Annotated in this window: 15 protein-coding genes; 5 read left to right on the top strand and 10 right to left on the bottom strand. The window is 72.8% G+C overall.

The annotated features are described in order from the left end of the window. Window positions 1-36 precede the first annotated feature (36 nt). Window positions 37-1,044 carry an alpha/beta hydrolase gene (locus CLV37_RS14795; RefSeq protein ID WP_146149422.1) on the top strand — a complete coding sequence of 336 codons (1,008 nt, stop codon included), beginning with the start codon at window positions 37-39 and terminating at the stop codon, window positions 1,042-1,044. Here the strand turns inward: CLV37_RS14795 and hisS are convergent. The 6 genes from hisS to CLV37_RS14765 all read right to left on the bottom strand — a co-directional run bounded on the left by hisS (window position 1,031) and on the right by CLV37_RS14765 (window position 7,399). Continuing rightward, window positions 1,031-2,299, bottom strand: a complete 1,269-nt coding sequence (gene hisS, locus CLV37_RS14790; RefSeq protein ID WP_106211686.1) for a histidine--tRNA ligase — start codon at window positions 2,297-2,299, stop codon at window positions 1,031-1,033. The genes CLV37_RS14795 and hisS overlap by 14 nt on opposite strands. A gap of 68 nt (window positions 2,300-2,367) precedes the next feature. Further along, on the bottom strand, window positions 2,368-3,342 hold the full coding sequence (locus CLV37_RS14785) for an alpha/beta hydrolase (RefSeq protein ID WP_106211684.1): 975 nt from the start codon (window positions 3,340-3,342) through the stop codon (window positions 2,368-2,370). After that, complete coding sequence (locus tag CLV37_RS14780) at window positions 3,339-4,391, bottom strand: ABC transporter permease (protein ID WP_106211682.1); 1,053 nt, start codon at window positions 4,389-4,391, stop codon at window positions 3,339-3,341. The genes CLV37_RS14785 and CLV37_RS14780 overlap by 4 nt, the downstream gene beginning before the upstream one ends. After that, the gene (locus CLV37_RS14775; RefSeq protein WP_106211680.1) at window positions 4,388-5,191 is read right to left on the bottom strand and encodes an ATP-binding cassette domain-containing protein; all 804 of its coding nucleotides are present in this window, start codon (window positions 5,189-5,191) and stop codon (window positions 4,388-4,390) included. The genes CLV37_RS14780 and CLV37_RS14775 overlap by 4 nt, the downstream gene beginning before the upstream one ends. Beyond that, the gene (locus CLV37_RS14770; protein ID WP_106211678.1) at window positions 5,191-6,234 is read right to left on the bottom strand and encodes a sugar ABC transporter substrate-binding protein; all 1,044 of its coding nucleotides are present in this window, start codon (window positions 6,232-6,234) and stop codon (window positions 5,191-5,193) included. The genes CLV37_RS14775 and CLV37_RS14770 overlap by 1 nt, the downstream gene beginning before the upstream one ends. 139 nt (window positions 6,235-6,373) lie before the next feature. Continuing rightward, the gene (locus tag CLV37_RS14765) at window positions 6,374-7,399 is read right to left on the bottom strand and encodes an alpha/beta hydrolase (RefSeq protein WP_106211676.1); all 1,026 of its coding nucleotides are present in this window, start codon (window positions 7,397-7,399) and stop codon (window positions 6,374-6,376) included. A gap of 105 nt (window positions 7,400-7,504) precedes the next feature. On the opposite strand from CLV37_RS14765, the gene CLV37_RS14760 reads away from it, so the two are divergent. Continuing rightward, window positions 7,505-8,629, top strand: coding sequence for a helix-turn-helix domain-containing protein (locus tag CLV37_RS14760; RefSeq protein WP_106211674.1), 1,125 nt, complete (start codon window positions 7,505-7,507; stop codon window positions 8,627-8,629). Window positions 8,630-8,689: 60 nt separating this feature from the next. On the opposite strand, the gene CLV37_RS14755 is transcribed toward CLV37_RS14760, so the two are convergent. From CLV37_RS14755 to CLV37_RS14740, 4 genes are all read right to left on the bottom strand, one after another. Next, a complete protein-coding gene (locus CLV37_RS14755; protein ID WP_106211672.1) occupies window positions 8,690-10,168 on the bottom strand; it encodes a mannitol dehydrogenase family protein in 1,479 nt (492 codons plus the stop codon). A gap of 41 nt (window positions 10,169-10,209) precedes the next feature. Next, a complete protein-coding gene (locus tag CLV37_RS14750; RefSeq protein WP_106211670.1) occupies window positions 10,210-11,091 on the bottom strand; it encodes a carbohydrate ABC transporter permease in 882 nt (293 codons plus the stop codon). Beyond that, a complete protein-coding gene (locus CLV37_RS14745) occupies window positions 11,088-12,053 on the bottom strand; it encodes a carbohydrate ABC transporter permease (RefSeq protein WP_106211668.1) in 966 nt (321 codons plus the stop codon). The genes CLV37_RS14750 and CLV37_RS14745 overlap by 4 nt, the downstream gene beginning before the upstream one ends. A 94-nt stretch (window positions 12,054-12,147) precedes the next feature. Continuing rightward, window positions 12,148-13,578, bottom strand: coding sequence for an ABC transporter substrate-binding protein (locus CLV37_RS14740; RefSeq protein ID WP_106211666.1), 1,431 nt, complete (start codon window positions 13,576-13,578; stop codon window positions 12,148-12,150). A 199-nt stretch (window positions 13,579-13,777) separates the two neighbouring features. Here CLV37_RS14740 and CLV37_RS14735 point away from each other — a divergent pair, with 199 nt between their 5' ends. From CLV37_RS14735 to CLV37_RS14725, 3 genes are all read left to right on the top strand, one after another. Then, entirely contained in the window at window positions 13,778-14,749 is a 972-nt protein-coding gene (locus CLV37_RS14735) for a sugar-binding transcriptional regulator (protein ID WP_106211664.1), read from the top strand. 62 nt (window positions 14,750-14,811) lie between these two features. Further along, on the top strand, window positions 14,812-15,054 hold the full coding sequence (locus CLV37_RS14730; RefSeq protein WP_106211662.1) for a DUF6458 family protein: 243 nt from the start codon (window positions 14,812-14,814) through the stop codon (window positions 15,052-15,054). 74 nt (window positions 15,055-15,128) lie between these two features. Next, entirely contained in the window at window positions 15,129-17,405 is a 2,277-nt protein-coding gene (locus tag CLV37_RS14725) for an EAL domain-containing protein (protein ID WP_146149420.1), read from the top strand. Window positions 17,406-17,443: the final 38 nt, after the last annotated feature.

The raw sequence follows: 17,443 nt of genomic DNA, 5'->3' as shown, positions 1-17,443 counted from the left end.
GGCGTGGCCGGGCGGGGTGTGCGGCACGATCCGGGCGTGAGGTTGCGCGCACTCCCCGTTGTCGTCGGTGTGGCCCTGCTCGTCGTGGGGTGCTCGGCGCCGCCGTCGCACCGCACGATGCCCGAGCACCGCCGTTCCCCCTCCGCCGGCAGCTCTCCGAGCACCACCACGAGCACCACCTCGAGCACCACCTCGACCACCGCGTCGGCCTCGCCCAGCCCGTCGCGGACCCCCGACGGCCAGCGGTTCACGACCGTGAACTTCGGCGCCGAGGACGTCCGGGAGACGACGCTGCACGGCGCGACGTCCGGCGTCAGCATGAAGGTGTGGGTCTGGACGCCGCCGCAGTACGACGACCCGCGGTACGCGCACACCGAGTTCCCCGTGCTGTTCCTCTACCCCGGCGGCGACGGGGCCACCTACAACAACTGGACCGACCGGTCGTACTCGGCGCAGGAGGTCGTCGACCAGGGCTCGCGCGACGGTTCGGTGCTGCCGTTCGTGTTCGTCATGCCCGAGATGCAGGTCTCCAAGGACGTCGACACCGAGTGCACCGACCTGCCCGGGCAGCCCGCCGTCGGCACGTTCCTCGACACCGACGTCCCGGCGATGGTCCAGCACGACTTCCGCGTCCTGCCGCCCGGGAAGGGCTGGGGGACGGCGGGGGCCTCGTCGGGGGCCTACTGCGCCGCCGCCATCGCCCTGCGCCACCCCGGGGAGTACGGCGCCGTCGTGAGCATCGCCGGCTACTTCGACATGGAGACGAACCTGCCGCACAAGGCGCCCGCGGTGCAGGCCCTGTACCCCTCGGCGCTGGCGCCCGGGTTCGGCGGGACCCTCGCGTGGCTGCTCGTCGCCGGTACCGACAGCCCCGAGGACGTGACGCAGGCGCAGCGGTTCTCAGCCCTCGTCACGGCGCCCTCGAGCGCGCAGGTCGCGCTGCAGGACGGCGGCAAGCACCTCACGACGTCCTTCAAAGCGGCGATGCCGCAGGTGTTCGCGTTCTTCAGCCAGCACCTGCAGGCACCCGTCAGCTCGCGCTGAGCTCCGACGGCTCGGAGAACTCCAGCACGCCCTCGTCGTTCGTGCGGGCCCGCACGACCCGCGTGTAGCCCTCGGCGACGAGCGCGTCGAACAGCGGCTGCATCCGCTTGGCCTGCCGGACGAGGGCCACACGGGCCCCGCCGGCGCGCAGTTCCTGCTGCTTGCGCAGCAGGGCACCGGCGTCGGCACCCGCGGGGTGGACGAGGGCGACGGCCCCGGCGGGGTCGGTGGGCAGCGCGATCTCGTCGACGATGCGCTCGAACCCGATCGAGAAACCCGCCGCGGGCAGGTCCCGGCCGGAGAACCGGCCGACCATGTTGTCGTAGCGCCCGCCCCCGGCGATCGAGGAACCGCCGGTCGCGAGCGACATCTCGAAGATCGGCCCCGTGTAGTAGCCCATCCCGCGCACCAGCGTCACGTCGAACTCGACGTTCAGGTCCGGCGCCGAGACGGCCAGCGCGGCCGCGATCTCCTGCAGGTTCGCGATCGAGGTCGCGGGGACGGTGGACGGCAGGGCGCCGTCGCCGATCCGGGCGACGTCGCGCAGCGGCAGGAGGTCGGTCAGCGCCTTCTCCAGCGCAGCGACCTGCTCCTCGCCGAAACCCTTGGCGCGCAGTTCCGCGAGGACCCCGTCGAGGGCGATCTTGTCGAGCTTGTCGACCGTGATGAGGACGCTGCCGTGGTCGGTCTCGGCGAAACCGCACCCGTTCAGCAGGCCCGTGAGGACGCCGCGGTCGTTGAGGCGCAGCGTCGTCCCCGTCAGCCCGAGCCGGCTGAGCGCCGTGTGGGTCGCGGTGACGAGTTCCACCTCGGCCAGCGTCCCGGCCTCACCGACGATGTCGATGTCGCACTGGACGAACTGGCGGTAGCGGCCCTTCTGCGGTCGCTCGGCCCGGAACACCGGACCGATCTGGACCGCCTTGAACGGCATCCGCAGCGTCGCCGCGTTCGTCGCGACGTACCTGGTCAGGGGCACGGTGAGGTCGAAGCGCAGGCCCAGGTCGGCGGCGTCGGCGGGCAGCAGCGGCTCGTCGGCCGCCAGGCCCCGGCGCATGACCTTGAACAGCATCTTCTCGTTCTCGCCGCCCTGCCCCGACTCCAGCCGGGACAGCTCCTCGACGACCGGCGTCTCGACCTCGTCGAAGCCGAACGAGCGGTAGACCTCCCGGATCACGTGCAGCGCGTGCTCCCGGCGAGCCTTCTCGACCGGCAGGACGTCGCGCATGCCCCGTGCGGGGACCACCTTGGAAGCCATGGGGCCATGGTAGGGGCGCGTCGGGACGGCACGTTGCCTCCCCGGTCCCGGTGAAAGGGACCGTGGAGTCAACGTGCCGGTTCCCGGAGCACCTCCCGCGCGGTGGACGGGTCGGGCCGCCGCAGGAGAGCGCCGAACGCCCGCCAGGTCCGGGTGCGTTCGGCCAGCGCGGCGGGCGACCGGTCGGTCATCTCCAGCCACCCGTGCGGCAGCGCGGGAGCGTGCAGGTGGAGGACCGGGGTCCCGGTGGCCGCGAGCCGGCCCGCGAAGGCCGTGCCCTCGTCCTGCAGCGGGTCGAAACCCGCGGTCGTCAGGACGGTGGGGGGGAAGCGCTGCAGGTCGCCCGCGCGGGACGGCTGCAGGTGCGGGTCCGCGGGGTCGGCGCTCTCGGCCCCGCCGCCGTAGGCGGCCCAGTAGTACTCCATGGCGGCCCGGGTCAGGAAGGGGCCGTCGGCGAAGGTCCGGTAGGAGTCGCTGCCCGTGCGCGCGTCGAGGGCGGGGTACACCAGCAGCACGGCGTCGACGGCGGCACCCGCCGAGCGGGCGGCGAGCGCGGCCGCGGCGGCGAGGTTCCCGCCCGTGGAATCCCCGCCGACCCCCAGCCGGGAGGTTCTCCCGGCTTCGCAACGCACCACGGCCAGGCAGTCCTGCAGGGCGGCGGGGAAGCGGTTCTCCGGGGCCAGGCGGTAGCCGACGGACACCACGTGGGCTCCGGTCGCCGCGGCCAGGGTCTGCGCGGAGGGTTCGGCGGAGTCCAGGTCCCCCACCACCCAGCCGCCGCCGTGGATCCACACGACGACGGGTCCGCCGGCTCGCCAGCCGTGCGGGGTGTACCGGCGCACCGGCACGGGACCGTGCGGGCCCGGAACGGCGGCGTCCACGCTGGAACCGCTGAACTCCGCCGGGGTGCCGGTGCGCAGGTGGCTCAGCACGAGCCGGTACTGCTCGCGCACCGCCGCCGGTGGGCTGTCGGGCGCGGTGCGCGGCAGCAGACCGTCCAGGTCGCGCAGGGCGGCGGCCACGTCGGGGTCGAGGGTCGTCATCGCCGGTCGTACAGCCGGCGGCGGCGCAGGTGGTCGACCGCGACGGCGGCGATGAGGATGGTCCCGACCACGATGTTGTTGTACTGCGGCGGGACGGCCGCGACGATCAGCGCGTTGTCGATGACCGACAGCAGGACCGCCCCGACGGCGACACCGGTGATCGACCCCAGGCCGCCGAGCAGCGAGACTCCCCCGATGAGGACCGCGGTGACGACGACGAGGGTGGTGGACGACCCGCCGGCCTCGACCTGACCGGCACCCACCCGGGCGGAGTAGACGACGCCGGCGAACGCCGCCGTGACGCCCGCGACGACGTACAGGGCCAGGTCGATGCGGGTGGTCCGCAGCCCGTTCCCGACGGCGGCCTGCCGGTTCCCGCCGAGGGCGCGGACGTCGACGCCGAACCGGGTGTGCTCGAGCAGGAACCAGAACACGATCCCGGTGAGCAGGGCGAACCAGATGACGTTCGGCAGACCGGCGAAGGTGCCCTGCCCGAAGACGAGGAAGGGCTGGGGGAGGGGGAGCACGTCGACCCCGCCGGTCATCTGGGTGTTCAGTCCCAGGCAGACGAAGAACGTCCCCAGCGTGGCGATGATCGGTGGCACGTGCAGCCGGGAGATGACCAGGTGGTTGACGGTTCCCAGCGCGGCTCCGGCCGCCAGGCCGGCGAGCACCGCCAGCGGCCACCACAGCCCGTGGCTCATGAGGCTGGTGGAGGTCAGCGCCCCCAGCGTGAAACCCGCCCCGACGGAGAAGTCGAGGCCACCGCCGATGACCAGCAGCGCCGCGCCGCAGCCCATGACGAAGTACACGACGGAACTGCGCAGCACCTCCAGCAGGTTGTCCGCAGAGAGGAACGCCGGGTTCTTCGCCGCGGTGACGGCGCCGATCACGACGACGACCGCCAGCAGCGTGGTCTCCTGACGCAGCAGGATCCCGCGGGCGGTGGTCCCCGCCGTGCGTCGGGTTCCTCCCTCCTCGGGGCCGGTCACCGGCGGGGTGGGGGCGGGTGCGGTGGTGGTCGGACCGGGGGCCGGGGTGCTGTTCACGCTGCGCTGCCTTCGTCGTGGGCGAGTCCGGTGATCAGGGAGATGACCTCGTCGCGGGTGGTGCGGGCCACCTCGCGCGTGCCGACGGTGCGTCCGAGCCGCAGCACGGTGATGCGGTCGGCGTGCCGGAAGACGAACTCCAGGTCGTGGCTGATGCAGATGACGGCCTTGCCCGCGGCCTTGAGGTTGTCGAGGATGGTCCCGACGCGCGCGGACTCCTGCACCCCGAGCGCCGCGGTGGGTTCGTCGAGCAGCACGATCGGCGTGTCCATGCGCACGGCCCGGGCGATGGCGACGACCTGCCGCTGACCGCCGGAGAGCAACCCCACCGGTGTCCTGACGTCCCCGACGCGCACCTGCAGGTCCCGCAGCACCTGAGCCGCCTCGCGGTCCATGCGGCGCCGGTCCAGGACCCCGAAGCGGCGGGGGAGGTTCCCCAGGGCCATGTTCGTGGAGATGTCGAGGCACTCCACCAGGGCCAGGTCCTGGTGGACGACGGCGATGCCCCGGCTGCGGGCGTCGGAGGCGTCGTGGGCGAGGTCGAGCCGTTCCCCGGCGACGTGGATGGTTCCTTCGTCGCCGCGGTGCAGGCCGGTCACGATCTTGATGGTGGTGGACTTGCCGGCGCCGTTGTCACCGACGATGGCGTGCACCTCGCCGGCGTGGGCGGAGAAGTCGACCCGTTCCAGGGCGCGGACGGATCCGAAGGACTTGGCGATGCCCCGCAGTTCCAGGGTCGGGACGAGGCCGGGGGTCCCGGTGGGGGAGGCCGGGCCCGGTGCACCGGCCTGGCGGGCCATCAGTGCCACCCCTCGTCGAGGTACTGCTGCAGGTCGTCCTTCGTGCCCATGGCCGTACCGACCTGGATGAACTGCGCCGCCCCGTCGGTGGCGGTGCGACCGGCGTCGATCCTGGCCAGGGCCGCGTCCAGACCGTCCTTGCCCGCGGTGCAGAGGTCCTGCAGGAGCAGCCGGTAGGCCGACCCGTCGGCCAGCGCCTCGCGCCCGCCGTTGTCCGGTCCGTTGCCGAGGTAGGCGAGCTTCCCCGCCAGGCCCTTGGCCGTGAGCGCACTGACGGCGCCCTGCGTCACGGTGCCCATGTGGGTGGCGATGGCGGTGAGGTCGCCGTGGGCGGTGAGCAGGGCGTTGGTCTGGGCCAGGGCCTTGGCGGAGTCGTCGCCGGTGTAGACCTCGCCGACCACCTCGACGTTCTCCGTCTTCGCCGCGGCCTGCTCCATCCCGTCCAGCCACGCCTTGCCCAGTCCGGTGTCGGCGGAGGCGATCAGACCGAGCTTCTGCTCACCGGGCAGTTTCGCGATCTCCCCGACGTACAGCTCCCCGAGCTCGTTCCAGTCCAGGCCGACGTTGATGTCGGCGCCGGTGTGCGCGGCACCGGTGCCGTAGAAGGTCTCGGTGACGATCCCCGCGTTCTGCGCCTGCTGCAGCAGCGGGGTGAAGGCGTCGGAGGCGGGCAGGGTGATGATCGCGCCCTTCCGGTTCGCGATGGCCGACTGCACCTGCTCGATCATCGTGGTGGCGTCGATGGCCTGGCCGGTCGGGCCGGTCTCGGTGAACTCCACCCCCTTGGCCTTCGCCTCCGCCGCCATGCAGTCCCCGGCGGCGCGCCAGGCGGGGTAGTTCGGGAGGGGGTTCACGAACTGCACGCTGCGGTTGCCGTTCAGCGCGGCCGGGGCGGAACCGCCGGCACCGGTCGAACTCGCCGGTGCGGTGCCGTTCCCGCACCCGGCGAGCAGGAGCAGCGCCGAGGAGGTGGCGGCGACCGCGGTGAGAACTCGTGCGGTGGTTCCCGTCGTGGACGTGGTGGTCGGACGTGAGCGCTTCATCGTCGAAGGTCCTTTCCCGGGCGTCGTCGCCCTCCGGTGCTGTACGTCGTCGAGAGTAGGAACCGCCACCTGCGCCTCCCAGGTCCAGGCGGCGGAGAAACCGCGGTGCTCTTCCGTCAGTCGGCGGTGGTTCCGCGCGCTACCGGAACGCCGCGTGCAGGGCGTCGACGTGCGCGGCCAGGGCGGTGCGCCCCATGCGGGTGGCGCTGAAGGAGTCGAAGGAGTGGAACGCGCGGGCGTAGTGGTGCAGCTCCACCGGGATCCCCGCCGCCAGCAGGCCGAGGGCGAACGACAGTCCCTCGTCGCGCAACGGGTCGAACTCGGCGGTCGACAGGAAGACGGGTGGCAGCCCGGCCAGGTCGTCCACCCGGCCCGGGGAGGCGTAGCGCGCCGACGGCGCACGGACCGCGGCCTGCAACCCCTCGTCGTCGCCGAGCCCCACCCCGAGGTACATCGCCCAGCAGTCGCGCAGGTGCTGCCCGGTGATGATGGGCGTGTCCTCGAACAGCCTCACCGACGCCGTGCCCAGCGTCCCGTCCAGCACCGGGTGCAGCAGCAGCTGGAGCACCACCTGCAGGCGGGCTCCACCACCGGCTGCGGTGCGCCGGGCGTCGCGCCACCTCAACGCCGTCCCGGCCGCCAGCGCACCACCGGCCGACAGGCCCCCCATCGCGACCCGGGTGGGGTCCAGTCCCAGACCCGCCGCGTTGTCCGCCAGCCAGTCCAGGACCCACCCGCAGTCGTCCAGCGCCGCCGGGTAGGGGTGCTCGGGCGAGAGGCGGTAGTCGACGGACAGCACCGCGCAACCCGTCGCGTCGGCGTAGTACCCGCACCGCTCCTCCTCGGTGTGCAGGCCACCGGTCACGAAGCTGCCGCCGTGCAGGAACACCAGGACGGGCAGGCTGGCGCGCGGGACCGCGCCGGGGATGCGCCGGGAGGCCGGCCGGGGGCGACGCAGGGTCAGCGCGACGCCGCTCCCGTCCGGACGGGGGGCGCTGTGGTGCTCGACGGGGCCGGGGTGGGAGCCGCGGTGCATCTCCTCGACCACGGTGCGTTCGATCCGCCGGGCCTGCTCCATGTCGTGCAGGTCGATCAGGGGGATGAGCGTGGCCAGGGCGGCCAGCTCGGGGTCCAGGGTGCGCGTGCCGTTCACCCCGGTCAGCATCCTCACCGGGCCGGTCCGCGGCGACCGCCGCGCGGCGCACGCTGCCCGTCCCGCGTCCGCCACGTGGCGGCTGGAGCCGACGGGCCCCGGGTCTACGCTCCGCTGATGCAGGGACTGCTGCGCAAGCTCGCCAGCCTGGACTCCGACGCCGAACGCGGCCTGCGCCTCATCGAGTTCTTCGACCAGCTGGTCATGCACCGGGCCGACCTCGAAGCCGTGGTCCGGGCCACCGCGGTCCTGGCCGAGGCCACCGCCGGCGCCGTCGACGACCGGCTCGGCATCGCGGTGAGCATCACCCAGGACGGGCGCGCACTGGGCGCCACGGGCCCCTCCGACCACGCCTCGGTGCACGACGTCGTCGTCGACGGCAGCGGGGTCGGCCGGGTGTGGCTGGACCGGTGCGCCGGTTCGGCGGACTGGGACGACCTCATCCTGGCCCGGATGGCGCTGACGATGGCCGCGGTCAGCGGCCGGGCCGCCGCCGAGGCGCCCCCGGCGCACCTCGGACTGGCCGACCCCGCGGTCCTGCAGGTCCTCCTGCGCGGTGGTGGCGGCGCGGGGGAGGCGGAGGTCTCCCGCGCGGTGCGGCTGCTCGGGTTCGCCCCCGGCCAGTTGGTGGTGCCCATCGCCCTCGCCGCCGCCTCCGGCGTGGAGGAGGCGCTGGCCGCGGTCCGCACCGCGTTGGTGGACCAGACCGGCCGGCGGGTGGTCGGGACGGCGCTCAGCGACCGGTTGGCCGTGCTGCTGCTCAGCGCCGGGACGACGCCGGAGCCCGCGCTGCCCCCCGGCGTGGTGGCCTGCGTCGGGGACGCGGTGCCCGTCGAGCGCTGCGCCGCCCCCTGGACGGCGGTGCGCCGGGGCGTGCGGTTCGCGGCGCTGGGTGGTCAGTGGTCACCCTGGCAGCGGCTGAGCGCGCTCGGCGCCGTCGTCGTGCTGGCCGACGTGCCGGAGGAGGTCGTCCAGGCCCAGCCCGACGTGCAGGCGGTGGACGCCCTGGCCGCGCGCCGCGGCGGCGACCTGGACCTGCAGCTGCTGGAAGCGGCCTGCCACCTGAAGTCGGTGCGGGAGGCGGCGGCCGCGGTGCACCTGCACCACTCCAGCGCGGCCTACCGGCTCGACGGCGTCGAGGCCGTGCTCGGTTTCGAGGTCCGGACGCCGCAGGGGCGGTACCGGGCCCGGACCGCGTTGCTGCTGTGGCAGTTGCACGGCGGCAGCGAATCGGCACGTTGACTCCGCGGTCTCGATGAACGGGACCGTGGAGGCAACGTGCCGATTCCTGGGGCCGCGCCCTCAGCGGGCGACGAGGTCCTCCAGCGTCGCCCGGGCGCCCTTGGCGTGCAGGGACGCGAGCGTCGCGGTGTACTCCGCGACGAACCCCTCGTCGTCGGCGAGGTCGCCGAACAGGGACCGGTCGGCGATGAAGGCCGTCGGGTCGGTCCGGTTCTTCTGCGCGGTGGCGACGAGCCGCTCGGCGATCCGGTCGGACACCTCGATCGGCTCGCCCTGCTCGTCGACGCCCTCGGCGTAGCGGGCCCAGCTCGCGACGACGGCCGCAGCGCGGAAGAACTCCCCGCCGGAGGCGATCTGCTCCTTGATCACGGGGATGAGCCACTTCGGGATCCGGTCCGAGCTCTCGTTGCACAGCCGGGCGACGGTGTCGCGCACCTCGCCGTTGGAGAAGCGGCTGATGAGCTCGCGCCGGTAGGCGTCGAGGTCGATGCCCGGGACGGGCGCCAGGGTCGGGGTGCCCTCGCGTTCCATGTAGGCGAGCAGGAACGTCGCGAACAGCGGGTCCTGGGCGACGTCGTGGACGAGGCGGTACCCGGCGAGGTAGCCGAAGTAGCACAGGGCCTGGTGGCTGGCGTTCAGCAGCCGCAGCTTCATGAGCTCGTACGGTTCGACGTCGTCGACCACCTGGACGCCGGCGTCCTCGTAGGGGGGCCGGCCGAGGCCGAAGTCGTCCTCGAGGACCCACTGCACGAACGGCTCGCACACGACGGGCCAGGCGTCCTCGATCCCGAACCGGTCGGTCACCTCGGCCCGGTCGTCGTCGGTGGTGCCGGGGGTGATCCGGTCGACCATGCAGTTCGGGAACCGCACGTTCTCGGAGATCCACGCGCCGAGCTCGGCGTCCTTGGCGGTGGCGAACGTGGTGAACACCTTGCGCGCGACGTGCCCGTTGCCCTGGATGTTGTCGCAGGACATCACGGTGAACGCCGGGACGCCGCGGTCGCGGCGACGGCGCAGCGCTTCGGTGACCAGGCCGAACGACGTCCGGGGGACCGCGCCGTCGGTGAGGTCGGCGGCCACCCCGGGCTCGTCGAGGACGAACTCGCCCGTCACCGCGTCGATGTTGTAGCCGCCCTCGGTCACGGTGAGGGACACGATCCGGATGCGCGGGTCGGCCATGGCCTCGATCGCGGCGTCGGGGTCGGCCGGCGCGTGCAGGAAGTCCAGTATCGAGCCGATCACGCGCGGTTCGCGCGACCCGTCGGGGTCCTTCAGGACGAGGGTGTAGAGCCCGTCCTGCGCGTCCATGACCTCCTTCATCCGCGCGTCGTGCGGCAGGACGCCGATCCCGCGGATGCCCCAGTCCAGGGCCTCACCGTCGTTCATCAGGCGGTCGAGGTACATGGCCTGGTGGGCGCGGTGGAACCCGCCGACGCCGAGGTGGACGATCCCGGGTGTGACCTGCGAACGGTCGTAGCTCGGGACGGGGACCTCTGCGCCGATCGCGGCGAGGTTCTCCGTGGTCAGGGGCAGGCTCACAGCAGGACTCCCGTGGTTCGGTACGGTCACTTCGCCGGCGGTCACTTGACGGCACCCATGGACAGACCCTGCACGAGCTTGTCCTGGGCGGCGAACCCGGCGACGAGCACGGGCAGCGAGATCACCGTGGCGGCGGCGCACAGCTGGGCCAGGAACAGGCCCTGGCTGGTGACGAACCCGGTGAGGAACACCGGGGCGGTGCTGGCGACGGTGTTGGTCAGGGTGCGGGCCAGCAGCAGCTCGTTCCAGCTGAAGATGAAGCAGATGAGCGCGGTGGCCGCGACGCCCGGCATCGCGACCGGGCGCACGATCGACCACAGCATCCGGATGAGCCCGGCACCGTCGATGGAGGCGGCCTCCAGCATCTCGCCGGGCACCTCGGCCAGGAAGGACTGCATCATCCACACCGCGATCGGCAGGTTCATCGACGTGTACAGGACGATGAGCAGCCAGATGTTGTCCAGCGTGCCGGTCTTGGTGGCGAACAGGTACAGCGGCAGCAGCCCGGCGACCAGCGGCATGAACTTCGTCGACAGGAAGAAGAACATGACGTCGGTCCACTTCTGGACCGGGCGGATCGACAGGGCGAAGGCGGCCGGGATCGCCAGGCACAGGACGAGGAGCGTGGAGACGATCGAGGCCATCGCCGAGTTGATCAGCGGTGCGGCGGGCTGGGCGGAGAAGAACGAGCGGTACCCGTCGAGGGTGAGGGCGGCCGCGATCGACGGCGGGTTGGTCGCGGCGTCGGGCTCGGAGTGCAGGGAGGTCAGGACCATCCACAGCACGGGCAGGACGAACAGGACGCCCACGATCCAGGCCAGCACGCTCCACAGCGGCTTGCTGCGGTTCATCGAGCGGGCCTTCTGGTCCCGGCGCGACGTGGAGACGTTGGTCCCGGGGATGGTCGCGGTGAGGGTGCTCATCGACCGGCCTCCTGCTTGAACATGCTCGACACGACGCGCAGGGCGAAGGTCGCGACGACGATGGTGGCGATGACGACGACGACGCCCATGGCGGAGGCGAGGCCGTAGTCGTGGGCCGAGAACACGGTCTGGTAGATCGTGTACGGCAGGTTCGCCGTCCCCAGGCCGCCGGCGGTGATGGTGAACACGGCGTCGAAGTTCTGGACGATGTAGATGGCGCCCAGCAGACCGCCGAGCTCGAGGTACTGCCGCAGGTGCGGGAACGTCAGGTAGCGGAAGATCTGGAAGCTCGTGGCGCCGTCCATGCGGGCGGCCTCCTCGGCGTCGGCGGGCTTGGACTGCAGCCCGGCCAGCAGGATCAGCATCATGAACGGCGTCCACTGCCAGACGAGGGACACCTCGATGGCGATCTTCGGGGCGGTGGACAGCCAGTCGACCTGCGGGGCGGAGTCCGAGCCGAACAGCTTCCAGATCGCGTTGAGCGTGCCGTTCAGCAGGCCGTAGTTCGGGTTGAACAGGGCGTGCTTCCACAGCAGGGCCGCGGCGATCGGGACGACGAGGAACGGCGCGATCATCATGGTGCGCACGGCGCCGCGACCGGCGAACTTCCGGTCCAGCAGCAGCGCGATGAGCATGCCCAGCACGAGGCTGACCAGCACGACCGTGACGGTGAGGATCACGGTGTTCACCACGGCCGAGCGGAGCTGGGCGTTGGTGAAGACCGAGACGTAGTTGCTGACCCCGCCGAAGCCCCGGTCCTGCGGGTAGTACGAGTTCCAGTTCATGAACGAGATGACGATGGTCGCCACGAACGGGAGCTGGGTGACGACGATCGTGAAGATCAGGGCGGGCAGCAGGGGAGCACGGCGGGCCCAGTCGGCGGCCTTGCGCGCCGAACCCGCGTGGACCTGGGGCCGGTCGGGGCCCACCTTGGAGTGGCTGGAGGCGGTGCTTGCGCTCATGGAAGGACGTCCTTCAGGCTTCCGCGGGAACTGCAGGGACCGGTGACGGGAAGACCGCGGGCCCCCGGGACGGCCCGGGGACCCGCGGCGGGGATCACTTCTTGTACTTGTCGGTGACCAGCTTCGTCGCGAGCTCCTGGCCCTGGTCGCAGGCGTCCTCGACGCTCGTCTGGCCGGCGATGGCCGAGGAGATGAACTGCGAGACCTGCGTCCCGAGGTCGGCGAACTCGGGGATCGCGACGAACTGGATGCCGGGCGCCGGGCGCTTCTGCACGCCGGGGTCGCTCGGGTTCGCCGCGTTGATGGCGTCCTGGGTCGCCTTGTAGAACGGGGCCGCGGACTTCTGGTAGTCGGCGTTCTCGTAGGTCGAGTTGCGCTTGCCGGCGGGGACCGAGGCCCAGCCGACCTTCGACCCGACGAGCTCCTCGTACTTCTGGCTGGAGGCCCAGGAGATGAACTTCCAGGCGTTCTCCTGACGCTTGGACGCCTTCTGCACGCCCCACGCCCACGTGTACAGCCACCCCGAGGAGTCGGTCTTGTTGACCGGGGCGGCGACGTAGCCCATCTTCCCGGCCACCGGGGAACCGGCGGCGTCGAGGGAGCCGGCGGCCGACGTCGCGTCGTACCACATGGCGACCTGCGACTGGGTCATGCCGTTGAGGCACTCGGTGAACCCGGCCTGCGGGGCACCGGCCTCGCCGTGGGCCCGGACGAGGTCGACGTAGAACTTCACGGCCTCGACGAACTCCGGCGCGTTGACCTGCGCGGTCCAGTCCTCGTTGAACCAGGTGCCGCCGAAGGTGTTGACGACCGTCGTCAGCGGGGCGAAGACCTGCCCCCAGCCGGGCTGGCCGCGCAGGGCGATGCCCTTCATGCCCGGGGCGGCGCCGTCGAGCTGGGCGGCGAAGTCCGCGACCTCCTGCCAGGTCGGCTTGTCCGGCATGGTCAGGCCCTTGGACTCGAAGATGTCCTTGCGGTACATCAGGAACGAGCTCTCGCCGTAGAACGGTTCGGCGTAGACCTTGCCGTCGTCGCCGGTCAGGGCGGTCGCGAGGGGTTTGAGGATGTCGTCCTGGTTGAACTCGGAGTCCTTGGAGATGTAGTCGTCCAGGGGCGCGAGCCAGCCGTTCTTGGAGTAGAACGGCACCTCGTAGTTCGAGATGGAGGCGACGTCGTACTGGCCGGCCTGGCTGGAGAACTCCTGGCTGATCTTGTCGCGCACGTCGTTCTCGGGCAGCACGGTGTAGTTGACCTTGATGCCGGTGTCCTTGGTGAAGTTGTCCGCCGTCAACTTCTGCAGGTCGACCATCTGCGGGTTGTTCACCATGATCACGTTGACGCTCTTGTCGTCGCCACCGCCACCGCCCCCGCCGCCCGCGCCCCCGCCGCCGCCCGCACCGGCGCAGGCGCTCAGGAACGCCGCGCCACCCAGGCCGGCGGTGCCGCCGAGGGCGGCCCTCCGGCTGATGCGCGAGGTCGAGCCGGCCCCGTTCGGTCCGAGGTGCGGGCTCTGACGTCCAGCCATCGTGTCCCCTCCAGTGTCTTCGTCGACAAGGTCCGAGTTCCGGGTCGCCGTCTCGGTGGTGCTCCCGGTCTGCGACCGTTGCAAGCGCTCATCTGAGCGGGCTAGTCTCAGCTGTGCTGATCGTGACCCGCTGCCCGGGTCACTGTCAACTCCGTACGCCGCTCCCCGTCCCCGAGTCCGTCCTCCCGAGGAGGTGCCCATGGCGAAGACGCCTGCCCGTGGTGCCGCGTCCCGACGCCTGTCGACCAGCGCCCTCGCCCTGGCCGCCGCGGCCGCCCGGCGCTTCTACGTCGAGGGCCTGACGAAGGTCGAGATCGCCCGGCAGCTCGGGGTCAGCCGGTTCAAGGTCGCGCGCCTGCTGGCGGACGCCCAGGAGGCCGGCCTCGTGCAGATCCAGGTCGTCGTGCCCAGCTCCCTCGACGGGGACCTCGCCGACGCGCTGCGCGAACGCTTCGGCATCCGGGCCGTCTACGTCGTGCGCCCCGAGGACGACTCGATCCAGGGCCAGCGCCGCGCCGTCGCCGCGTTCACCGCCGGCCTGCTGGAGGAGAGCGTCACCGCCGAGGACGTCGTCGGCCTCGCGTGGGGGCGCTCCATCTCCCAGCTCGCGGCCACCCTCTCGGCCACCCTCGGCTGCCGCTTCGTCCAGCTCTCCGGCGCCCTGCCCCGGCCCGACGTCGAGGAGAGCGCCGTCGAGCTCGTCCGCCGCGCCGCCGAGGCCACCGGCTCGTCGGCCACCACCTTCTACGCCCCCCTCGCCGTCCCCGACGCCGCCACCGCCGACGCGCTGCGGTCCCAGTCCGGCATCAGCGAGGCCCTCGCCGAGCTCGACCGGCTCACCAAGGCCGTCGTGTCCGTCGGCGCCTGGCGGCCGGGGGAGTCCACGGCGCTCGACGCCCTCGGGGACGGCGATCGCGAGGCCCTGACCGCCGCCGGTGTCGTCGCGGAGGTCACCGGCGTCCTCGTCGGACCGGGCGGCAAGGAGATCGACGCCCTCAGCGACCGGGTCATCGGCGTCACCGGGCCCCAGCTGCACGCCACCCCCGACGTGATCGCCATGGCCTGCGGCGACCTGCGCGCCGAGGCCACCGCCACCGTCCTGCGCAGCGGCCTCGTCTCCACGCTCGTCACCCACGACTCCCTGGCGCGCTCCGTGCTCGCGACGACCTGAGCCCCGCCCGTGCGACACGCCTTCCGCGCGCGGATCACGCCGAGGCGCGCCACTCTCTGAGGATGCGACTCGGCACCAGCATCTTCCTGCTCGCCGTCGGGGCGATCCTGACCTTCGCGGTGACCTTCTCCGTCTCCGGGATCGACATCCGGACCGTCGGCGTCATCCTCATGCTCGTCGGCGTGCTCGGGCTCATCCTCGAGTTCGCCCTCTTCCGGCCCCGCACCCGCCGGACCACGAGCGTCACGACGGCCGACCCCGTCTCGGGCACCACCCGCCACGAGACCACCCGCCGCGACATCTGAGGCGCCGCCGCTCCCGCCGGGGGCGGCCCCGCCACCTTCTTCCGCCCTGCGAACCTCGACCCCGGGTGCTGCTGATGAGAACGGACGCGCAGGACGCGGACGGCGCGGCACCACCACGTCCCGCGCCCGCGCCGTCGTCCGCTCCCGCCGGGCTCGTCGCGCCGACCGCGGTGGCCGTGGACGACTTCGCCACGGCGGCCGCGGCCACCCTCCGGCACCTGCACGAGCGGGTCGGCCTGGAGACCTGGGCCGTGGCGCGCCGCGACGGGGAGGACTACGTCGTCCTGTCCGCCCTCGACGCCGCCGACGTCGGTCTGCGCGCCGGCGACGTCCTGCTCTGGCAGGACACGTTCTGCGGCGCGGTGGACGCGGGGCAGGCACCGCGCTTCTCCGTCGCGGTGGAGCAGGAGTCCGGGTGGGCCCGCGCCCTGCGGGCCACCGGCTTCCCCTGGCGCTCCTACCTGTCGGTGCCGCTGACCAGTCCCGACGGCACCGTGCTGGGCACGTTGTGCGCGGGTGGGCGCGAAGCGGTGGACCCGGCCCTGGAGCAGCACCTGCCCGAGGTCGAGCTGGCCGCGGACCTGCTCGCCACCGTGCTGTCCTACGAGCTGCGCCTGGAGCACGAGGCCCGCCGCGCGGAGCAGGCCGAGGCCGTCGCCGAGCGCGACGCCCTCACCGGCGTGGGCAACCGCCGCGCCTGGGACGGCGCCCTGACCGCCGAGGAGGCCCGCGCCCAGCGGCTGGGGTCCACCGCCTCGGTGCTCGTGGTGGACCTGGACGGTCTCAAGACGCTCAACGACACGCAGGGGCACGACGCCGGTGACGCCCTCCTCGTGCAGACCGCCCAGGTCGTGCGCGCCCACCTGCGCCCCGGTGACGTGCTCGCCCGCCTCGGTGGGGACGAGTTCGCGGCCCTGCTGCCCACGGCGGACCGCGCGACGGCCGACGCGCTGCTCGCCCGGCTGCGGGAGGGACTGGGGGCGGCGGGGGTGCACGCCTCGCTGGGAGCGGCGACCCGGCGCGCGGCGACGGGCCTGGCCGCGGCGTGGCGGGAGGCCGACGCCGCCATGTACGCCGACAAGAGCGCGCGGGCCGGGCAGGTGGCCACCGCCGCCGCGCAACGGTTCCCGGCGGCCGGTGCGGGCCCCTTCCCGGTGGACCTGCTGGAGACCACCCCGCAGCCGGTGGGCGGTGCCGCGCTCAACGCGCGCATCGACCGGCTGCTCGACGTGGCGCGTCGTCAGCTGGGCATGGACGCCGCCGTCCTGGGGCAGTTCTCCGGTGACACCTGGACGTTGCGGAACACCGCCGGCGCTCCCGGCACCCTCGACCTGCGCGGGTTCGACACCCACCGCAGCGCGACCTACTGCCAGCGGGTGCTGGACGGTTCCCTCGAACCCGTCGTCGCGGACGCCGACGCGCACCCGCTCACCTCGACCCTGCCCATCACCACCGCCGTGGGCATCGGCGCCTACGTGGGCGTCCCGGTGCGCCTGGACGACGGCAGCCTCTACGGGACGCTGTGCGCGCTGTCGACCACCGCGCAGCCGGGTCTGCGCGAACGTGACGCCGGGGTGCTGGAGATCATCGCCGAAGCGCTGGGGGAGCTGCTCACCCACGAGCAGCACCGGGTCCGTGAACGCCGCTCGGTGCTGGCCCGGCTGGACGCGCTGCACCGCGACGGGGGGCCGCGCCCGGTCTACCAGCCCGTCGTCGAGCTGGCCGGTCTGCGTCCGGTGGGCCACGAGGCGCTGAGCCGCTTCCCCGCCGGTGCCCCCGACACCTGGTTCGCCGACGCCGCGCGGGTGGGGGCGGGACAGGAGCTGGAACTCGCCGCGGTGCGCGCAGCGCTGCGGCAGCGTCCCGCCGGGGACGGTTTCCTGTCGCTGAACGTCAGTCCCGCCCTGGCCGCCTTGCCCGCCCTGGCCCGCGCGCTGGACGGGTGGTCGCGCGAGGACCTCGTGCTGGAGATCACCGAGCACGAGGCGGTCGACGACTACCCCGGGCTGCTGCGGCACCTGGCGCCGTTGCGCGAGGACGGCCTGCGCGTCGCCGTCGACGACGCCGGGGCCGGGTTCGCCAGCCTGCGCCACGTGCTGGCCCTGCAACCGGACTTCATCAAGCTGGACGTGAGCCTGATCCGCGGCATCCACCTCGACGCCACCCGGCGGGCGCTGGCGGCGTCCTTGACGACCTTCGCCCACCAGACGGGCGCCCGGGTCGTCGCCGAAGGCATCGAGGACGTCCACGAGCTGCAGTGCCTGCGCGACCTGGGGGTCTCCCACGGTCAGGGTCACCACCTGGGACGCCCCGTCCCGTCCACCCCCGACCCGTGGCGGCCGACGGACTGACGGCCGTCCCACCGCGACCGGGCGCGCCCGGTCGCGGT

Origin of the sequence: Kineococcus rhizosphaerae (assembly GCF_003002055.1) — a bacterium.
In the GTDB taxonomy this organism is placed as follows: domain Bacteria; phylum Actinomycetota; class Actinomycetes; order Actinomycetales; family Kineococcaceae; genus Kineococcus; species Kineococcus rhizosphaerae.
Note: the sequence above shows the minus strand (reverse complement) of the source record. Positions and strands in the feature narration are given on the sequence as shown.

What these genes read in the sequence shown, in the direction of transcription:
- CLV37_RS14730 (WP_106211662.1), top strand. Translation starts at nt 14,812, where the DNA reads ATGCGACTCGGCACCAGCATCTTCCTGCTCGCCGTCGGGGCGATCCTG.
- CLV37_RS14765 (WP_106211676.1), bottom strand. Translation starts at nt 7,399, where the DNA reads ATGCTGACCGGGGTGAACGGCACGCGCACCCTGGACCCCGAGCTGGCC.
- CLV37_RS14770 (WP_106211678.1), bottom strand. Translation starts at nt 6,234, where the DNA reads ATGAAGCGCTCACGTCCGACCACCACGTCCACGACGGGAACCACCGCA.
- CLV37_RS14760 (WP_106211674.1), top strand. Translation starts at nt 7,505, where the DNA reads ATGCAGGGACTGCTGCGCAAGCTCGCCAGCCTGGACTCCGACGCCGAA.
- hisS (WP_106211686.1), bottom strand. Translation starts at nt 2,299, where the DNA reads ATGGCTTCCAAGGTGGTCCCCGCACGGGGCATGCGCGACGTCCTGCCG.
- CLV37_RS14750 (WP_106211670.1), bottom strand. Translation starts at nt 11,091, where the DNA reads ATGAGCACCCTCACCGCGACCATCCCCGGGACCAACGTCTCCACGTCG.
- CLV37_RS14745 (WP_106211668.1), bottom strand. Translation starts at nt 12,053, where the DNA reads ATGAGCGCAAGCACCGCCTCCAGCCACTCCAAGGTGGGCCCCGACCGG.
- CLV37_RS14785 (WP_106211684.1), bottom strand. Translation starts at nt 3,342, where the DNA reads ATGACGACCCTCGACCCCGACGTGGCCGCCGCCCTGCGCGACCTGGAC.
- CLV37_RS14725 (WP_146149420.1), top strand. Translation starts at nt 15,129, where the DNA reads ATGAGAACGGACGCGCAGGACGCGGACGGCGCGGCACCACCACGTCCC.
- CLV37_RS14775 (WP_106211680.1), bottom strand. Translation starts at nt 5,191, where the DNA reads ATGGCCCGCCAGGCCGGTGCACCGGGCCCGGCCTCCCCCACCGGGACC.
- CLV37_RS14735 (WP_106211664.1), top strand. Translation starts at nt 13,778, where the DNA reads ATGGCGAAGACGCCTGCCCGTGGTGCCGCGTCCCGACGCCTGTCGACC.
- CLV37_RS14740 (WP_106211666.1), bottom strand. Translation starts at nt 13,578, where the DNA reads ATGGCTGGACGTCAGAGCCCGCACCTCGGACCGAACGGGGCCGGCTCG.